This window comes from Pseudomonas sp. HMSC057H01, assembly GCF_001836405.1.
Lineage (GTDB): Bacteria > Pseudomonadota > Gammaproteobacteria > Pseudomonadales > Pseudomonadaceae > Pseudomonas > Pseudomonas aeruginosa.
Genome location: NZ_KV828464.1, coordinates 76,369 through 92,554, shown reverse-complemented (window position 1 = coordinate 92,554; position 16,186 = coordinate 76,369). Strand labels below are relative to the sequence as shown.

General features: G+C 65.4%; 14 protein-coding genes and 2 tRNA genes. 13 read left to right on the top strand and 3 right to left on the bottom strand.

Going from position 1 to position 16,186, the window contains the following annotated elements:
* Positions 1-93: 93 nt before the first annotated feature.
* From hflK to HMPREF2581_RS14630, 5 genes are all read left to right on the top strand, one after another.
* Positions 94-1,296, top strand: coding sequence for an FtsH protease activity modulator HflK (gene hflK, locus HMPREF2581_RS14650; protein WP_003106427.1), 1,203 nt, complete (start codon positions 94-96; stop codon positions 1,294-1,296).
* A complete protein-coding gene (hflC, locus tag HMPREF2581_RS14645; RefSeq protein WP_003106429.1) occupies positions 1,296-2,165 on the top strand; it encodes a protease modulator HflC in 870 nt (289 codons plus the stop codon). The genes hflK and hflC overlap by 1 nt, the downstream gene beginning before the upstream one ends.
* A 95-nt stretch (positions 2,166-2,260) precedes the next feature.
* Positions 2,261-2,446 (top strand): DUF2065 domain-containing protein, encoded by a 186-nt coding sequence (locus HMPREF2581_RS14640; RefSeq protein WP_003095647.1) that lies wholly within the window; start codon positions 2,261-2,263, stop codon positions 2,444-2,446.
* A 34-nt stretch (positions 2,447-2,480) separates the two neighbouring features.
* Entirely contained in the window at positions 2,481-3,665 is a 1,185-nt protein-coding gene (locus HMPREF2581_RS14635; RefSeq protein WP_003095644.1) for an ATP phosphoribosyltransferase regulatory subunit, read from the top strand.
* 51 nt (positions 3,666-3,716) lie between these two features.
* On the top strand, positions 3,717-5,009 hold the full coding sequence (locus tag HMPREF2581_RS14630) for an adenylosuccinate synthase (protein WP_003095642.1): 1,293 nt from the start codon (positions 3,717-3,719) through the stop codon (positions 5,007-5,009).
* 156 nt (positions 5,010-5,165) lie between these two features.
* On the opposite strand, the gene HMPREF2581_RS14625 is transcribed toward HMPREF2581_RS14630, so the two are convergent.
* Positions 5,166-5,252: transfer RNA gene (locus tag HMPREF2581_RS14625), tRNA-Leu, on the bottom strand.
* Positions 5,253-5,381: 129 nt separating this feature from the next.
* Positions 5,382-5,468 (bottom strand) — tRNA-Leu (locus tag HMPREF2581_RS14620).
* Between the two features lie 204 nt (positions 5,469-5,672).
* Between HMPREF2581_RS14620 and rnr the strand changes: the two genes are divergently transcribed.
* The 8 genes from rnr to alr all read left to right on the top strand — a co-directional run bounded on the left by rnr (position 5,673) and on the right by alr (position 14,075).
* The gene (gene rnr, locus HMPREF2581_RS14615; protein ID WP_003141715.1) at positions 5,673-8,396 is read left to right on the top strand and encodes a ribonuclease R; all 2,724 of its coding nucleotides are present in this window, start codon (positions 5,673-5,675) and stop codon (positions 8,394-8,396) included.
* A complete protein-coding gene (gene rlmB, locus HMPREF2581_RS14610; RefSeq protein ID WP_003141712.1) occupies positions 8,393-9,139 on the top strand; it encodes a 23S rRNA (guanosine(2251)-2'-O)-methyltransferase RlmB in 747 nt (248 codons plus the stop codon). The genes rnr and rlmB overlap by 4 nt, the downstream gene beginning before the upstream one ends.
* Before the next feature lie 214 nt (positions 9,140-9,353).
* Positions 9,354-9,773 carry a 30S ribosomal protein S6 gene (gene rpsF / locus HMPREF2581_RS14605; protein ID WP_003095636.1) on the top strand — a complete coding sequence of 140 codons (420 nt, stop codon included), beginning with the start codon at positions 9,354-9,356 and terminating at the stop codon, positions 9,771-9,773.
* Positions 9,774-9,802: 29 nt separating this feature from the next.
* A complete protein-coding gene (rpsR, locus tag HMPREF2581_RS14600) occupies positions 9,803-10,033 on the top strand; it encodes a 30S ribosomal protein S18 (RefSeq protein WP_003095634.1) in 231 nt (76 codons plus the stop codon).
* A 36-nt stretch (positions 10,034-10,069) separates the two neighbouring features.
* The gene (locus HMPREF2581_RS14595; RefSeq protein WP_003095630.1) at positions 10,070-10,939 is read left to right on the top strand and encodes a hypothetical protein; all 870 of its coding nucleotides are present in this window, start codon (positions 10,070-10,072) and stop codon (positions 10,937-10,939) included.
* Positions 10,940-10,960: 21 nt separating this feature from the next.
* Positions 10,961-11,407: a 50S ribosomal protein L9 gene (gene rplI / locus HMPREF2581_RS14590; protein ID WP_003095627.1), complete on the top strand. Its 447-nt coding sequence runs from the start codon at positions 10,961-10,963 to the stop codon at positions 11,405-11,407.
* A gap of 128 nt (positions 11,408-11,535) precedes the next feature.
* Complete coding sequence (dnaB, locus tag HMPREF2581_RS14585; protein ID WP_003095622.1) at positions 11,536-12,930, top strand: replicative DNA helicase; 1,395 nt, start codon at positions 11,536-11,538, stop codon at positions 12,928-12,930.
* Between the two features lie 68 nt (positions 12,931-12,998).
* Positions 12,999-14,075 (top strand): alanine racemase, encoded by a 1,077-nt coding sequence (alr, locus tag HMPREF2581_RS14580; protein ID WP_003141709.1) that lies wholly within the window; start codon positions 12,999-13,001, stop codon positions 14,073-14,075.
* Position 14,076: 1 nt separating this feature from the next.
* Here the strand turns inward: alr and HMPREF2581_RS14575 are convergent, their stop codons facing one another.
* On the bottom strand, positions 14,077-15,978 hold the full coding sequence (locus HMPREF2581_RS14575; protein WP_009314344.1) for a diguanylate cyclase: 1,902 nt from the start codon (positions 15,976-15,978) through the stop codon (positions 14,077-14,079).
* Positions 15,979-16,186: the final 208 nt, after the last annotated feature.

Sequence of the window (16,186 nt, the reverse complement as noted above, 5' to 3'; positions counted from 1 at the left end):
GCCCGTATCGCTGCTTTTGGCAGCGGGCAGGGCATTCGGTAGCATGGGTGGCCGCGCCGCAGGCGCGTTTCGCGTTACTAGATGGAGAGCGCTATGGCTTGGAACGAGCCGGGTGACAACTCGAACAACAACGATCGAGACCCGTGGGGAGGCCGCCGCGGTGGTGGTGGCGGCGGTGGTGACCGCAAGGGGCCGCCCGACCTGGATGAGGCTTTCCGCAAGCTTCAGGACAGCCTGAACGGGCTGTTCGGTGGAAAAAAACGCAGTGGCAACGGTTCCGGCTCCGGTTCCGGCGGCAAGGGCGGTGGCCTGGGCCTGTTCGGCATCGGCCTGGCGATCCTCGCCGTGCTCTGGCTGTACAACGCCATCTATGTGGTGGACGAGCAGGAGCAGGCGGTCATCCTGCGCTTCGGCAAGTATTACGAGACGGTCGGTCCCGGCCTGAACTTCTACTTCCCGCCGATCGACAAGCGCTTCCAGGAGAACGTCACCCGCGAGCGTGCGTACAGCAAGCAGGGGCAGATGCTCACCGAGGACGAGAACATCGTCGAAGTGCCGCTGACCGTGCAGTACAAGATCAGCAACCTGCAGGACTTCGTGCTCAACGTCGACCAGCCCGAGGTCAGCCTGCAGCAGGCGACCGAGAGCGCGCTGCGGCATGTCGCCGGCTCCACCACCATGGACCGGATCCTCACCGAAGGCCGCGAGCAGATGGCGACCGAGGTGCGCGAGCGCCTGCAACGCTTCCTGGATACCTACAGGACCGGTATCACCGTGACCCAGGTGAACATCCAGAGCGCCCAGGCCCCGCGTGAGGTGCAGGAAGCGTTCGACGACGTGATCCGGGCCCGCGAGGACGAGCAGCGCGAGAAGAACCAGGCCGAAGCCTATGCCAACGGCGTGGTGCCGGAGGCGCGTGGCCAGGCCCAGCGCATCATCGAAGAAGCCAACGGTTACCGCGACGAGGTGATTTCGCGCGCCCAGGGTGAGGCGGATCGCTTCTCCAAGCTGCTGGTGGAATATCGCAAGGCTCCGGAAGTGACGCGCGAGCGTCTGTACCTGGACACCATGCAGGAAGTCTTCAGCCAGACCAGCAAGGTGCTGGTGACCGGTCAGCAGGGGCAGAACAACCTGCTCTACCTGCCGCTGGACAAGATGATCGATGGTCGTAACGCCGCACCCGCTACGGGTGCCGGTGCTTCCGCCGGTGGTGGCAGCGCCAGCGCTTCCGACCTGGGGTCGCGGATCGTCAACGATCTGCGCCAGCAAGACGCGCGTACGAGGGAGAGCCGCTGATGGGCAACAAGTCTTTGATCGCTCTGATCGTCGGTGTCGTCGCCGCCATCGTCCTGTGGAACAGCGTCTACGTAGTCCAGCAGACCGAGCGCGCGGTCATGTTGCGCTTCGGCCGGGTGGTCGAGTCCGACGTCAAGCCGGGCCTGCACTTCAAGATCCCGTACGTCAACCAGGTGCGCAAGTTCGACGCTCGCCTGCTGACCCTGGATGCCCCGACCCAGCGCTTCCTGACCCTGGAAAAGAAAGCGGTGATGGTGGATGCCTATGCCAAGTGGCGGGTGGCGGATGCCGAGCGCTTCTACACCGCTACCTCGGGCCTCAAGCAGATCGCCGACGAACGCCTGTCGCGGCGTCTCGAAGCGGGTCTGCGCGACCAGTTCGGCAAGCGTACCCTGCATGAAGTGGTATCGGGCGAGCGCGACGCGCTGATGGGCGACATCACCGCTTCGCTGAACCGCATGGCGCAGAAGGAGCTGGGTATCGAGGTGATCGACGTGCGGGTCAAGGCCATCGATCTGCCGAAGGAAGTCAACCGCAGCGTCTTCGAGCGGATGAGCACCGAGCGTGAACGCGAGGCCCGCGAGCACCGCGCCAAGGGTCGCGAACTGGCCGAAGGCATTCGTGCCGACGCCGATCGCCAGCGCCGGGTAATCGTTGCCGAAGCCTACCGCGAGTCGGAAGAGACCCGCGGTGACGGCGACTCCAAGGCTGCCGCGATCTATGCCAAGGCCTACAACCAGGATCCGGAGTTCTATTCCTTCTACCGTAGCCTGAAGGCGTATCGCGAAAGCTTCGCCGAGAAGCGCGACGTACTGGTGCTCGATCCGAGCAGCGAGTTCTTCCGCTATCTGAACAAGGCCAACAAGTAATACTCGGTTCTCCGGCGGGCGGCAGCGCCCGCCGGAGAAATCGTGTTATGATGAGCCAGCCGGGAAATCCCGGCTTTTTTGCGTCCGCGAGAATCATGTGGCAGGAATTCGGCATCGCTTTTTGTCTCGTGCTGGTGCTGGAAGGCATCCTGCCGTTCCTGTGTCCGCGACAATGGCGCGAGGCGGTCACCGGCATCGGCCGGCTGAGCGACCGTCACCTGCGTCTCGTGGGGCTGGGCAGCATGCTGCTCGGCACCCTGCTTCTTTACTGGATTCACTGATGATGTGCCGCCCGGCTGAAAGGGGAGAGGCGAAATGGCAACGGTAGACCGCTGGCTGCTGCCAGATGGGATCGAAGAGGTGCTGCCCCCGGAGGCGGCGCGCATCGAAGCAGCCCGCCGTCAGGTGCTGGATCTGTTCCACCGCTGGGGTTACGAGTTCGTCGTGACCCCGCATATCGAATACCTGGAGTCGCTGCTCACCGGCGCGGGACAGGATCTTGACCTGCGCACCTTCAAGGTGACCGACCCGGCGTCCGGCCGGCTCATGGGTTTCCGTGCCGACATTACGCCGCAAGTGGCGCGGATGGATGCGCACAGCCTGCGCCGCGAGGGACCGAGCCGCCTGTGCTATGCCGGCAGTGTGCTGCATGCGCAGCCGCGCGCGCTGTCCACTTCGCGTAGTCCGATCCAGCTGGGCGCCGAGCTGTACGGCGATCCGAGCCCTGCCAGCGATGTCGAGGTGATCAGCCTGATGCTGGAAATGCTCGAGATGGCGGAAGTGCCGGACGTGCACATGGACCTCGGCCATGTCGGTATCTACCGCGGCCTGGCGCGCGCGGCAGGGCTGTCCGGCGAAGTCGAGCAGCAGTTGTTCGATGCCTTGCAGCGCAAGGCGGTGGACGAGGTCGAGGCGCTGACTGCAGACCTGCCTGCCGAGCTGCGCGGCATGTTGCGTGCGCTGGCCGAGCTATGCGGCGGCCGCGATGCGCTGGAGCAGGGCCGTGCCCGTCTGGCGGCGGCGCCGGCCGATGTCCAGGTGGCGCTGAACGAGCTGATCGAGATCGCCGATTCGCTGGCTGGACGTTTCCCCGGCTTGCCGCTGTATTTCGACCTCGGCGAGCTGCGTGGCTATCACTATCACACCGGCGTGGTGTTTGCGGCCTTCGTGCCCGGCGTTGGCCAGTCCATCGCCCAGGGCGGTCGCTATGATGATATCGGTGCCGATTTCGGGCGCGCCCGCCCGGCCACCGGTTTCTCCACCGATCTGAAAAGCCTGGTCACTCTCGGCCAGGCCCGGTTGGACCAGGCTGTATCGGGTATCTGGGCGCCGGCCGAAGGGGCCGGGCTCTGGCAGGCGGTGCAACGACTGCGCCGCGACGGGCAGCGTGTCGTCCAGGCTCTGCCCGGGCAGGATGCGGCTTCTGCGCGCGAGGCGGGCTGCGACCGGCAGCTGGCGCTGCGCGATGGCAATTGGCAGGTGGCGCCGCTGGCGTCCTGAGATTCCGCCGGCCGCGGCCGGCATCGAACTTCCACGATGGGGACAAGTGTTATGGGTAAGAATGTCGTAGTCCTGGGCACCCAATGGGGTGATGAGGGCAAGGGCAAGATCGTCGACCTGCTCACCGAGCAGGCGGCTGCCGTAGTTCGCTACCAGGGTGGTCACAACGCTGGCCACACCCTGGTGATCGATGGCGAGAAAACCGTCCTGCACCTGATTCCATCGGGCATCCTGCGCGAAGGCGTGCAGTGCCTGATCGGCAATGGCGTGGTGCTGGCGCCGGATGCGCTGCTGCGCGAAATCACCAAGCTGGAAGAGAAGGGCGTGCCGGTGCGCGAGCGCCTGCGCATCAGTCCTTCCTGTCCGCTGATCCTGTCCTATCACGTCGCCCTCGACCAGGCGCGCGAGAAGGCCCGCGGCGAAGCCAAGATCGGCACCACCGGTCGCGGTATCGGCCCGGCATACGAGGACAAGGTGGCACGTCGCGGCCTGCGCGTTGGCGACCTGTTCCACCGCGAGCGCTTCGCCGCCAAGCTGGGCGAGCTGCTGGACTACCATAACTTCGTCCTGCAGCACTACTACAAGGAGCCGGCCATCGACTTCCAGAAGACTCTGGACGAGGCGATGGAGTATGCCGAGCTGCTCAAGCCGATGATGGCCGATGTCGCTGCGACCCTGCACGACCTGCGCAAGCACGGCAAGGACATCATGTTCGAAGGCGCCCAGGGATCGCTGCTGGACATCGACCATGGCACCTATCCCTACGTGACCAGTTCCAACACCACCGCTGGCGGTACCGCCACCGGTTCCGGCTTCGGCCCGCTGTACCTGGACTACGTACTGGGTATCACCAAGGCCTATACCACTCGCGTCGGCTCCGGTCCGTTCCCGACCGAGCTGTTCGACGACGTCGGCGCCTACCTGGCCAAGCGCGGCCACGAGTTCGGCGCCACCACCGGTCGCGCTCGTCGCTGCGGCTGGTTCGATGCCGTGATCCTGCGCCGCGCCATCGAGATCAACAGCATCTCCGGCCTGTGCCTGACCAAGCTCGACGTGCTCGATGGTCTGGACGTGGTGCGCCTGTGCGTCGGCTACAAGAATGCCGATGGCGATGTGCTGGAAGCGCCGACCGATGCCGACAGCTACATCGGCCTGCAGCCGGTCTACGAGGAAATGCCCGGCTGGAGCGAGTCGACCGTGGGTGCGAAGACCCTGGAAGAGTTGCCGGCCAACGCCCGCGCCTACATCAAGCGCGTGGAAGAACTGGTGGGTGCGCCGATCGATATCATCTCCACCGGTCCGGATCGCAACGAAACCATCATCCTGCGCCATCCATTCGCCTGAGGCGGATAGCGGGGCGATGACGGAACGGGCTGCGCATGCGGCCCGTTTTCATTTCCGGGGTCGGCGCCGCGGCGAGCGGGGGGAGGTGGCGTGGCTCGAAGGGAAAAATCGCGGACAACAAAAAGCCGAGCGATGCTCGGCTGTTTGTCTTGAAGATGGTGCCCAGGAGAAGACTCGAACTTCCACGGTGTTGCCACCGCTAGGACCTGAACCTAGTGCGTCTACCAATTCCGCCACCTGGGCATGCTTTTCAGCATTGTGCGATGATCGCTCATCGACTTGGGTGTTGCAAACCTTGTCGCAGTTTCAATGCCTGGTAGTGGCTGAACTGCTGAAACAAAAACGGTCTAATGTCCGGCTTTGTCTGAAATATGGTGCCCAGGAGAAGACTCGAACTTCCACGGTGTTGCCACCGCTAGGACCTGAACCTAGTGCGTCTACCAATTCCGCCACCTGGGCACTGGAGTCGATGATCGCTCATCGTTTCCGTGTTACAACGTCTCAGCAACGTTGTGGGCGCGAACTATACGAGTACGTATTCTGCTTGTAAACCCCTGATGCGATAAAAATTATTCTGCTGCCGAAGCTGACCGACGAAGCGTTTTCGCGCTTCAATAGAGCGATGGCAGCAAACGCTAAAGAAGAAAAGGTGACCTACCTCTAATGGCCGATTGGCAAAACCTCGATCCCGAGGCCGCTCGCGAAGCGGAAAAGTACGAAAACCCCATCCCCAGCCGGGAACTGATCCTGGCTCACCTATCCGAGCGAGGCGCTCCTGCGACTCGCTCCCAGTTGCTCGACGAGTTCGGGCTCGCCGGCGAGGAGCCGGAAGAGGCCTTGCGTCGTCGCCTGCGCGCCATGGAGCGCGACGGACAGCTTATCTATACGCGTCGTGGCGCCTACGCGCCGGTGGACAAGCTGGACCTGATCCGCGGCCGCATCAGCGGGCACCGCGATGGCTTCGGCTTCCTGATCCCCGACGATGGCAGCGACGACCTGTTCCTCAGCCCCACCCAGATGCGCCTGGTGTTCGACGGCGACCGCGCCCTGGCCCGGGTGTCCGGCCATGACCGGCGCGGACGCCGCGAAGGCCAACTGGTCGAGGTGATCGAGCGGGCCCACGAGATCGTGGTCGGCCGCTACTTCGAGGAAAGCGGCATCGGCGTGGTGGTCGCGGACAACCCGAAGATCCAGCAGGAAGTCCTGATCCCGCCGGGCAAGGCCGGCAAGGCCAGGCACAACCAGTTCGTCCAGGTGCGCATCGAGCAATGGCCGAGCATCCACCGCCAGGCCCAGGGCGAGATCGTCGAGGTGCTCGGCGACTACATGGCGCCAGGGATGGAGATCGAAGTCGCCCTGCGCAGCTACGATATCCCCCACGTCTGGCCGGCCGCGGTGGAGAAGGAAGCGGCCAAGCTCAAGCCGGAAGTGGCGGAGAAGGACAAGGAAAAGCGTGTCGACCTGCGCCAGGTGCCCTTCGTCACCATCGACGGCGAGGATGCCCGCGACTTCGACGACGCGGTGTACGCCGAGGCCAAGCGCGGCGGCGGCTGGCGCCTGTTCGTGGCGATCGCCGATGTCTCGCACTACGTGAAGGTCGGTTCGGCGCTGGACGAAGAGGCGGCCAGGCGCGGCAACTCGGTGTATTTCCCCGAGCGGGTGATCCCGATGCTGCCGGAGGTGCTGTCCAATGGTCTCTGCTCGCTGAATCCGCTGGTCGACCGGCTGGCCATGGTCTGCGAGATGACCCTGTCCAAGGCCGGCAAGCTGACCGGCTATCAGTTCTACGAAGCGGTGATCCACTCCCATGCGCGCCTGACCTACACCAAGGTCAGCCAGTTGCTCGAGCATCCCGACAGCGTCGAGGCCGAGAACCTGCGCCAGCAGTTGCCCGGCGTGGTGCCGCACCTGCAGCAGCTGTATGCGCTGTATAAAGCGCTGCTGGCCGGCCGCCATGTCCGCGGCGCGATCGATTTCGAGACCCAGGAAACCCGCATCGTCTTCGGCGCCGACCGGAAGATCTCGGAAATCCGCCCGACCCAGCGCAACGATGCGCACCGCCTGATCGAAGAGTGCATGCTCTGCGCCAACGTGGCGACCGCACGCTTCCTGCAGAAGCACGCCATCCCGGCGTTGTACCGGGTGCATGACGGCCCGCCGCAGGAAAAGCTCAACAACCTGCGCCAGTTCCTCGGCGAGCTGGGGTTGAGCCTCGGCCGCGGCAAGGCCGCGCCGACCCCGGGCGACTACCAGGAGTTGCTGGAGAAGATCCACGACCGCGCCGACTTCCGCCTGATCCAGACGGTCATGCTGCGTTCGCTCAGCCAGGCGGTGTACAGCCCGGACAACAATGGCCACTTCGGCCTCAACTACGACGCCTACACCCACTTCACCTCGCCGATCCGGCGCTACCCGGACCTGCTGGTGCATCGTGCGATCCGCAGTGTGATCCGCTCCAAGGCGGAGACTCCGCACGTGCAGCGGGCCGGCGCGGCGAGCATGCCCAAGGCGCGCATCTATCCGTACGACGAATTGCGCCTGGACCAGTTGGGCGAGCAGTGCTCGATGACCGAGCGGCGTGCCGACGAGGCCACCCGCGACGTGACCAACTGGCTGAAGTGCGAATACATGCGCGAGCGGGTCGGCGAGACCTTCCCTGGCGTAATCACCGCGGTCACCGGTTTCGGTCTGTTCGTCGAGCTGACCGACATCTTCGTCGAAGGCCTGGTGCATGTGACCGCGCTGCCCGGCGATTACTATCATTTCGACGCCGTGCACCATCGCCTCAGCGGCGAGCGCACCGGGCGCAGCTTCCGTCTCGGCGACACCACGGAAGTGGTAGTGGCGCGGGTCGACCTGGACGAGCGGAAGATCGATTTCGAGCTGGCCGGAAACGTGCTGAGCGCGCCGATCGGACGCAAGAAGCGCAACGGCGACAAGTCGGCGAACGCCGGCAAGGCGCCGAAGGGGCGCAAGGGCGCATCCGTGCCCGAGGTCGACCTGGAGCCGGCGCTGGCCAGTCCCGACGCCGCGGTGGTGCCGCGGCGCAAGGCCGGCAAGGTGCAGGCGCTGCCGCCGGTCGCGCCGGAGCTGCTGGCGCAGGCCGCGGAGATGCTCGGCAACACCGACGTGCGCAAGAGTCGCGAGGTGAAGCAGGCGCTGCTCGCCGAGGCGCGTGTCGGCGGCAAGGACAAGGGCGGGAAGAAGGGCAAGGTCGTTCCTGCGGGCAAGAGCGCGAAGGGCAAGGCCAAGGACGGCAAGCCCGCCGCTGCCGCCAAGCCGGGCAAGCCGGGCAAGCCGACCAAGCATCGCAAGGGGCCTTCCAAGCCGAAGGCCGACAACGCTCCGGCCGTCACCGGGGCGCGCAAACGTAAGGCCAAGTCATGAGTCAGTGGGAAAAGGTCTACGGCGTGCATGCCGTGGAAGCGTTGTTGCGTCATCACCCGAAGCGGGTCAAGCAGTTGTGGCTGGCCGAGGGGCGGCATGATCCGCGGGTCCAGGTGCTCACCGAGCTGGCCGCCGGGTTCCGTATTCCGGTAGGGCAGCGCGACCGGCGCGAACTCGACGAGTGGGCGGAAGGCGTCCACCAGGGCGTGGTCGCGGAAGTCAGCCCCAGCCAGGTCTGGGGCGAAAACATGCTCGAGGAACTGCTCGAGCGGAGCGAGGGCGTGCCGCTGCTGCTGGCCCTGGATGGCGTCACCGATCCGCACAACCTCGGCGCCTGCCTGCGTACCGCCGATGCGGCGGGGGTGCAGGCGGTGATCGTGCCCAAGGACAAGTCCGCGACCCTCAACGCCACCGTGCGCAAGGTCGCTTGCGGCGCCGCCGAGGTGATCCCGCTGGTGGCGGTGACCAACCTCGCGCGCACCCTGGAAAAGCTCCAGCAGCGCGGCCTGTGGGTGGTCGGCACCGCTGGCGAGGCGGACAAGACCCTCTACCAGCTCGACCTCACGGGGCCGACCGTGCTGGTGATGGGCGCGGAAGGCAAGGGCATGCGCCGGCTGACCCGCGAGCACTGCGACTTCCTCGCCAGGTTGCCGATGGCCGGCAGCGTCAGCAGCCTGAACGTCTCGGTCGCCACCGGCGTCTGCCTGTTCGAGATCCTCCGCCAGCGCACCCCGCTGGAGTGAGCGCGTGCGGGGCCGCCGCGGCGCGGCCCCGCGCCATTCCATCCGCTGTACAAATATTCGCCAATCTTCCTTGCTTCGCCGGTTGCCCTTCTCTAGAATGTCGCCCCTTGCCGCGCGGGCAGGCGTTCGTTCGCCTCTCCACCAGGCAAGCCAAGAAAACATTCACTCCTTGCCTGACCGTTCTGCGGCAGGCTGCAACCCGTAAGGAGCATTTATGCGTCATTACGAAATCGTGTTCCTGGTTCACCCGGACCAGAGCGAACAAGTCGGTGGCATGGTCGAGCGTTACACCAAGGCCATCGAAGAAGACGGCGGCAAGATCCACCGTCTGGAAGACTGGGGCCGTCGTCAGCTGGCCTACGCCATCAACAACGTGCACAAGGCCCACTACGTTCTGATGAACGTCGAGTGCAGCGCCAAGGCCCTGGCTGAGCTGGAAGACAACTTCCGTTACAACGATGCCGTGATCCGTAACCTGGTCATGCGTCGCGACGAAGCTGTCACCGAGCAGTCCGAGATGCTCAAGGCTGAAGAAAGCCGCAACGAGCGTCGCGAGCGTCGTGAGCGTCCGAACGATAACGCTGAAGGCGCCGATGGCGACGACAACAGCGATAGCGATAACGCTGACGAGTAATTCCGGACCAGTATTGAGGAGCCAATCACATGGCACGTTTCTTCCGTCGTCGTAAGTTCTGCCGCTTCACCGCCGAAGGCGTGAAAGAGATCGATTACAAGGATCTCAACACCCTGAAGGCCTACGTTTCCGAAACCGGCAAGATCGTTCCGAGCCGTATCACCGGCACCAAGGCCAAGTACCAGCGTCAGCTGGCGACCGCTATCAAGCGCGCCCGCTACCTGGCCCTGCTTCCTTACACCGACAGCCACGGCCGTTGAGATCGGGCAGTCGAACGCTGGTAAGGGATAGATCGCATGCGCGCACTGGCTGAGTTCACCATGCGCGGCCGCATGCAGGCCACGCTCGCCGTGGCAGGCTCCGCGGTTGTTCCACTGTTGTTCTGGCTGAGTGCCGCCGCCGGTAGCCTGGTGCTGCTGCGGCGCGGATTCGGCGACGCCTTCGGCGTCCTGGCCTGGGCGGTGCTACCGGCGATGTTCTGGTGGTACCTGGGCGATCCGAGCATCCTTCTGGTCCTGCTCGGTACCCTGACGCTGGCGCAGATCCTGCGCGCCAGCACGTCCTGGAGCCATGTGCTGCTGGGCAGTGTTGCAGTTGGCGTGGTATTCGCGCTGGTGCTGGGGCATACCTCCAGCGAGCTGATCGGCGCCCTGGCGACGGAAGTCACCAAGGTCCTGACCCAGCTTCGCGGGGAGTCCCAGCTGTCGGGCGAAGAGCTGGACAAGTTGCAGGTGGCGCTGGTGCCGACCCTGACCGGGGTCATGGCTTCCTCGCTGCAGGTGACCTGCCTGCTCTGCCTGATGCTCGCGCGGTACTGGCAGGCTTCGCTGTACAACCCGGGCGGCTTCGGCCGCGAATTCCGGAGTTTGCGGCTGGCGCCGGCGGTTGCCGTGATCCTGCTGCTGGGGGCCGTCGTGGTCCCGGCGCTGGAAGTGCAGGCCGCGGTGCTCGGTCCGTTGTGCAGCGTGCCGCTGATCATCGCCGGCGTGGCGCTCGGGCATGGCCTGATCGCCCTGAAGCGCCTCGCGGGTGGTTGGCTGGTGGGCCTGTACCTGGCTGTATTGCTGCTGGGGAACCTGATCTGTCTTTTAGCGGTTGTCGACAGTCTGTTTGATTTTCGTGGACGCCTGGCCCGGCGCCAGGGTTCCACGAACGGTGAAGGTTAAAAGTTAAGAGGTAAGACTCAAATGGAAGTCATCCTGCTGGAAAAAGTCGCCAACCTGGGCAACCTGGGCGACAAGGTGAACATCAAGGGCGGTTACGCCCGTAACTTCCTGCTGCCGCAGGGCAAGGCCACCGTCGCCACCGCCGAGAACGTCGCTGCGTTCGAAGCCCGCCGCGCCGAGCTGGAAAAGGCTGCCGCCGAGAAGAAGGCCGCTGCCGAAGCCCGTGCTGCCCAGCTCTCCGAGCTGGTGGTAACCCTCGGCGCCCACGCTGGCGACGAAGGCAAGCTGTTCGGTTCGATCGGCACCCGCGACATCGCCGAAGCCGTTTCCGCTGCCGGTTACCCGCTGGAAAAAGCCGAAGTTCGCCTGCCCAACGGCGCGCTGCGCAACACCGGTGAGTTCGACGTCGCCGTGCACCTGCACACCGACGTGGAAACCACTCTGAAGCTGATCATCGTCGCTGAGTAAGCGATCCGATCGGTAGGGCTGGGCGGGCATATGCGTGTCCGCGGCAGTCCGCTAACATCGGGCACGGTACCGGCAACGGCACCGTGCCCGTTGTTTTTTCCGCTGTTCCTTTTTCTTGCGTCGAGTCTATGAACGAGATCACCAGCCCCGAGCAATACGACCTGGAAACCACAGCCCTGAAGGTGCCGCCGCACTCGATCGAGGCCGAGCAGGCCGTGCTGGGAGGCCTGATGCTGGACAACAACGCCTGGGAGCGGGTGTCGGACTCGGTGTCCGACGGCGATTTCTACCGCCATGACCATCGCCTGATCTTCCGCGCCATCTACAAGCTGGCCGAGGCCAACCAGCCGATCGACGTGGTGACCCTCTCCGAGCAGTTGGAGAAGGAAGGACAACTGGCCCAGGTCGGCGGCCTGGCCTATCTCGGCGAACTGGCGAAGAACATTCCGTCGGTCGCCAACATCAAGGCCTACGCGCAGATCATCCGCGAGCGCGCCACCCTGCGCCAACTGATCGGCATCAGCAACGAGATCGCCGACAGCGCCTTCCACCCGGAAGGGCGCGGCGCCAACGAGATCCTCGACGAGGCCGAGCGGAAGATCTTCGAGATCGCCGAAGCGCGACCGAAGACCGGCGGGCCGGTGGGGATCAGCGATATCCTGGTCAAGACCATCGACCGCATCGACTACCTGTTCAACACCAGCGAGGCGCTGACCGGGGTGTCCACCGGTTTCACCGACCTCGACGAGAAGACCAGCGGCCTGCAGCCGGCCGACCTGATCATCGTCGCCGGGCGTCCGTCGATGGGTAAGACCACCTTCGCCATGAACCTGGTCGAGAATGCGGTGATGCGCACCGACAAGGCCGTGTTGGTGTACTCCCTGGAGATGCCCTCCGACTCGATCGTGATGCGTATGCTCTCGTCGCTCGGTCGCATCGATCAGACCAAGGTCCGTTCCGGCAAGCTCGACGACGAGGATTGGCCGCGCCTGACCTCGGCGATCAACCTGCTCAACGACAAGAAGCTGTTCATCGACGACACCGCCGGCATCAGCCCCTCGGAAATGCGTGCGCGGACCCGTCGCCTGGTGCGCGAGCACGGCGACCTGGCGCTGATCATGATCGACTACCTGCAGCTGATGCAGATACCCGGCTCCAGCGGCGACAACCGGACCAACGAGATTTCCGAGATCTCCCGCTCGCTGAAGGCCCTGGCGAAGGAATTCAACTGCCCGGTGATCGCCCTGTCGCAGCTCAACCGCTCCCTGGAGCAGCGACCCAACAAGCGCCCGGTGAACTCCGACTTGCGCGAATCCGGGGCGATCGAGCAGGACGCCGACGTGATCATGTTCGTCTACCGCGACGAGGTGTACCACCCGGAGACCGAGTTCAAGGGCGTCGCCGAAATCATCATCGGCAAGCAGCGTAACGGTCCGATCGGCACGGTGCGCCTGGCCTTCATCGGCAAATACACGCGCTTCGAGAACCTTGCCGCCGGCATGTACAACTTCGAGGACGAATGACCCGGCTTGGGTCTTGCCCGGCGGGCGCCTTACCATAGGCACCCGTTTCAGTTGCAGGACCCGATGCCATGCGTCCCCTCGTTGCCACCGTCGACCTTTCCGCCATTCGCCACAACTATGCCCTGGCCAAGCGCTGCGCGCCGCAGCGCCAGGCGTTCGCGGTGGTCAAGGCGAACGCCTATGGCCACGGTGCGCGCGAAGTGGTTACCGCGTTGCACGACGATGCCGATGGCTTCGCCGTAGCCTGCCTGGAGGAGGCCGCGGAAGTCCGCGCCTTGCACGCCAGCGCGCGCATCCTGTTGCTGGAAGGCTGCTTCGAGGCGAGCGAATACGCCCTCGCCGGGCAATTGCGCCTGGACCTGGTGATCCAGGGCGCGGAACAGGGCGAGGCGTTCCTCGCCGCCGGCCTGGATATTCCACTCAACGTCTGGCTCAAGCTCGACTCCGGCATGCACCGCCTGGGCTTCGATCCCGTCGCGCTGCGCGCCTGGCATGCGCGCCTGCGCAACCATCCCGGTGTGCGCGAACTGAACCTGATCAGCCATTTCGCCTGCGCCGACGAACGCAACCATCCGCTCACCGAGCAGCAGTTGGAGAGTTTCCTCGGCCTGCTCGACCTGGATTTCGACCAGCGCAGCCTGGCCAACTCGGCGGCGGTGCTGACCATCCCGGCCGCCCACATGGATTGGCTACGGCCGGGGATCATGCTCTACGGGTCGACCCCGCTGGCCGACCTGAGTGCCGCCGAACTGGGCCTGAGGCCGGCCATGAGCCTGGGCGCGCAGTTGATTTCGCTGCGCGAGGTGGCCGTGGGCGAGAGCGTCGGCTACGGCGCCACCTGGATCGCCGAGCGGCCGGCGCGGATCGGCACGGTCAGTTGCGGCTACGCCGACGGCTACCCGCGCACCGCGCCAGCCGGGACTCCGGTACTGGTCGGGGGACGCCGCGCGACCCTGGCCGGGCGGGTCTCGATGGACATGCTGGCGGTCGACCTCTCCGACCTGCCGGAGGCTCGCGTTGGCGACCCGGTGGAGTTGTGGGGCGCCGGGTTGTCGGTGGACGAGGTCGCCCGTGCCTGCGGCACCCTCGGCTACGAGCTTCTGAGCAAGGTCACGGCCCGGGTTCCGCGACGCTACAGCCACTGATTCAGGAGATACGCTCCGGTGCCAGGGCGGTCGGCCAGGGGAGCGCCGGCGCGGTCTCGCGTTCATCGTCGGCAGCCATCGCATAGCCGGCGCGCCCGGCGCCCTTGACCCGGTACAGCGCCTGGTCGGCGGCCTTGTAGAGTTTGCCGAACTGCAGGGCGTCGCCGGGAAACAGGGCGACGCCGATGCTCGGTGTGATCACCAGCCACTGCTTGGCGAACTCCACCGGTTTCGCCAGTTCTCGCAGCAGGCGTTCGGCGATGTCGCGGGCATGCTGCTCGGCATTCGACCCGCCGACCAGCACGGCGAATTCGTCGCCGCCGAGGCGCGCCACGCAATCCTCGGTGCGCACGCAATGGCGCAGCCGCTGGGCCACGTTCTGCAGGACGAAGTCGCCGGCATCGTGGCCATGGGTATCGTTGATCGGCTTGAAGTGATCCAGATCGATCAGCAGCAGCGCCATGCTGTTGCCGTGGCGGCGCGCGTCGTCCAGGGCGCTTTCGGCGAACTCCATCAGGTGCCTGCGGTTGCCAAGCCCGGTCAGCGGGTCGTGATGGGCGGCGTACTGCAGTTGCGCTTCGCGCATCTGCAACTGGCGATTGGCCTCGCTCAACTCGTTGGTACGGACTTCCACGGCGCGTGCCAGGTCGCGCTGGGCGCTGTGCAGCAGGGCCAGGCGCGCGTTCTTTTCCTGGTCGGCCTGGTCCAGGGCCAGGGCCCTTTCCTGCTTCAGATCCTGGATGCGCGAGGCGAGCGCCAGGGAGAACAGCAGGGCCTCCAGGGTCAGCGCCAGCGGGAAGACCATGGCGTTGGCCGAGGTCGGCTGGACCAGCGCGGTGGCGCGCATCACGCCAAGGCTGACGCTGCCGAGCACCAGGCCGAAGCCGACCAGGTACAGGCGCGCCGTGGCCGAACCCTGGCGCCAGCGCTGCACTGCCAGGCCGATGGCGATCGGTAGGTTGGCCAGCAGGGTCAGCGCCAGCACGCCGGCCGCCTGCCAGCGCCAGCCGGCGGCGTTGAACGCCAGGCAGGCAAGGAACAGCAGGCAACAGGCGTTCAGCAGGTGATGGGCCCAGCGTGCGTGCTGCCGGCTTTGCAGCAGGTTCTGGCTGAAGCGGATCACGCAGATGCCCCAGATCGCCAGCAGCGCCAGGCGGTCAAGCCACCAGGGCACCGCCCGCTCGGGCCAGAAATACTCGAAACCATGGCCGCTGATGCTCAGGGTCAGCACCAGCGCGCTGGCAGCGGTCAGCACGTACCAGAAATAGGCGCGATCGCGCAGGCTGGTGAAGAGGAACAGGTTGTACAGCAGCAGGGCGAGGATCAGCCCGTAGGCCATGCCGAACAGCAGGTTGCCCTGGCTGCGGTATTCCAGCAGTTCGTCGTGGCTCCAGAGCCTCAGCGGAAAGGCGTTGCCGCCGGGATCGTAGCTGCGCAGGTAGACGCGCAACGGCCCATCGCCGGGAGGGAGCTGGAACAGCGGATGACGATAGGCGTGGTCGCGGCCCTCGGCGAAGGGCACCGCTTCGCCGCTGCGATGTTCGCGGAACCCGCCGCGCTCGTCGGGGAGGTACAGGCGCAGGTCGTGCAGGCTGGCGCTGGCGACTTCCAGCCACCAGCCGCCGGATACCGCCTCGCGTCTCGGCAGGTCGAGGCGCAGCCACCAGACGCTGCGACTGAGGCCGACGCTGGTGCGGCCGGCGGCGGCGACGAAGCGGCCGGCCTGCTCCGTTTGTTCGAGGTCCTCCACCGCCAGGTTGCCATCGGGGTCTTCGAGCAGGTCCAGCGAGCCGTTCAACCAGGCGCCGCTGGCCGGGGGCGCTGGAAACTCCGGCGCGGCGCGCGAAACGGCGCTGGCCAGTAGCAGGAAGATGACCGCGAGCAGGGCAAGAGGATGGCGCACGATGACTCTCCCGGGGGCCTGCCTTAGAGGCCGGGTGAGATGACGATGAATGGAGTATAGAAAGAAGGTGGCGAAATGATGGCATTTTTTCGAAGCCGGCCGACGGCAGGCAATACCCAGTGAAAACGTCGGAATTGCTCATTTTTTGTGCTATATTCCGCGCCCGCGTTTTCGCGACCCCCTATTCCTAGAGATACCCCCTGGTGCC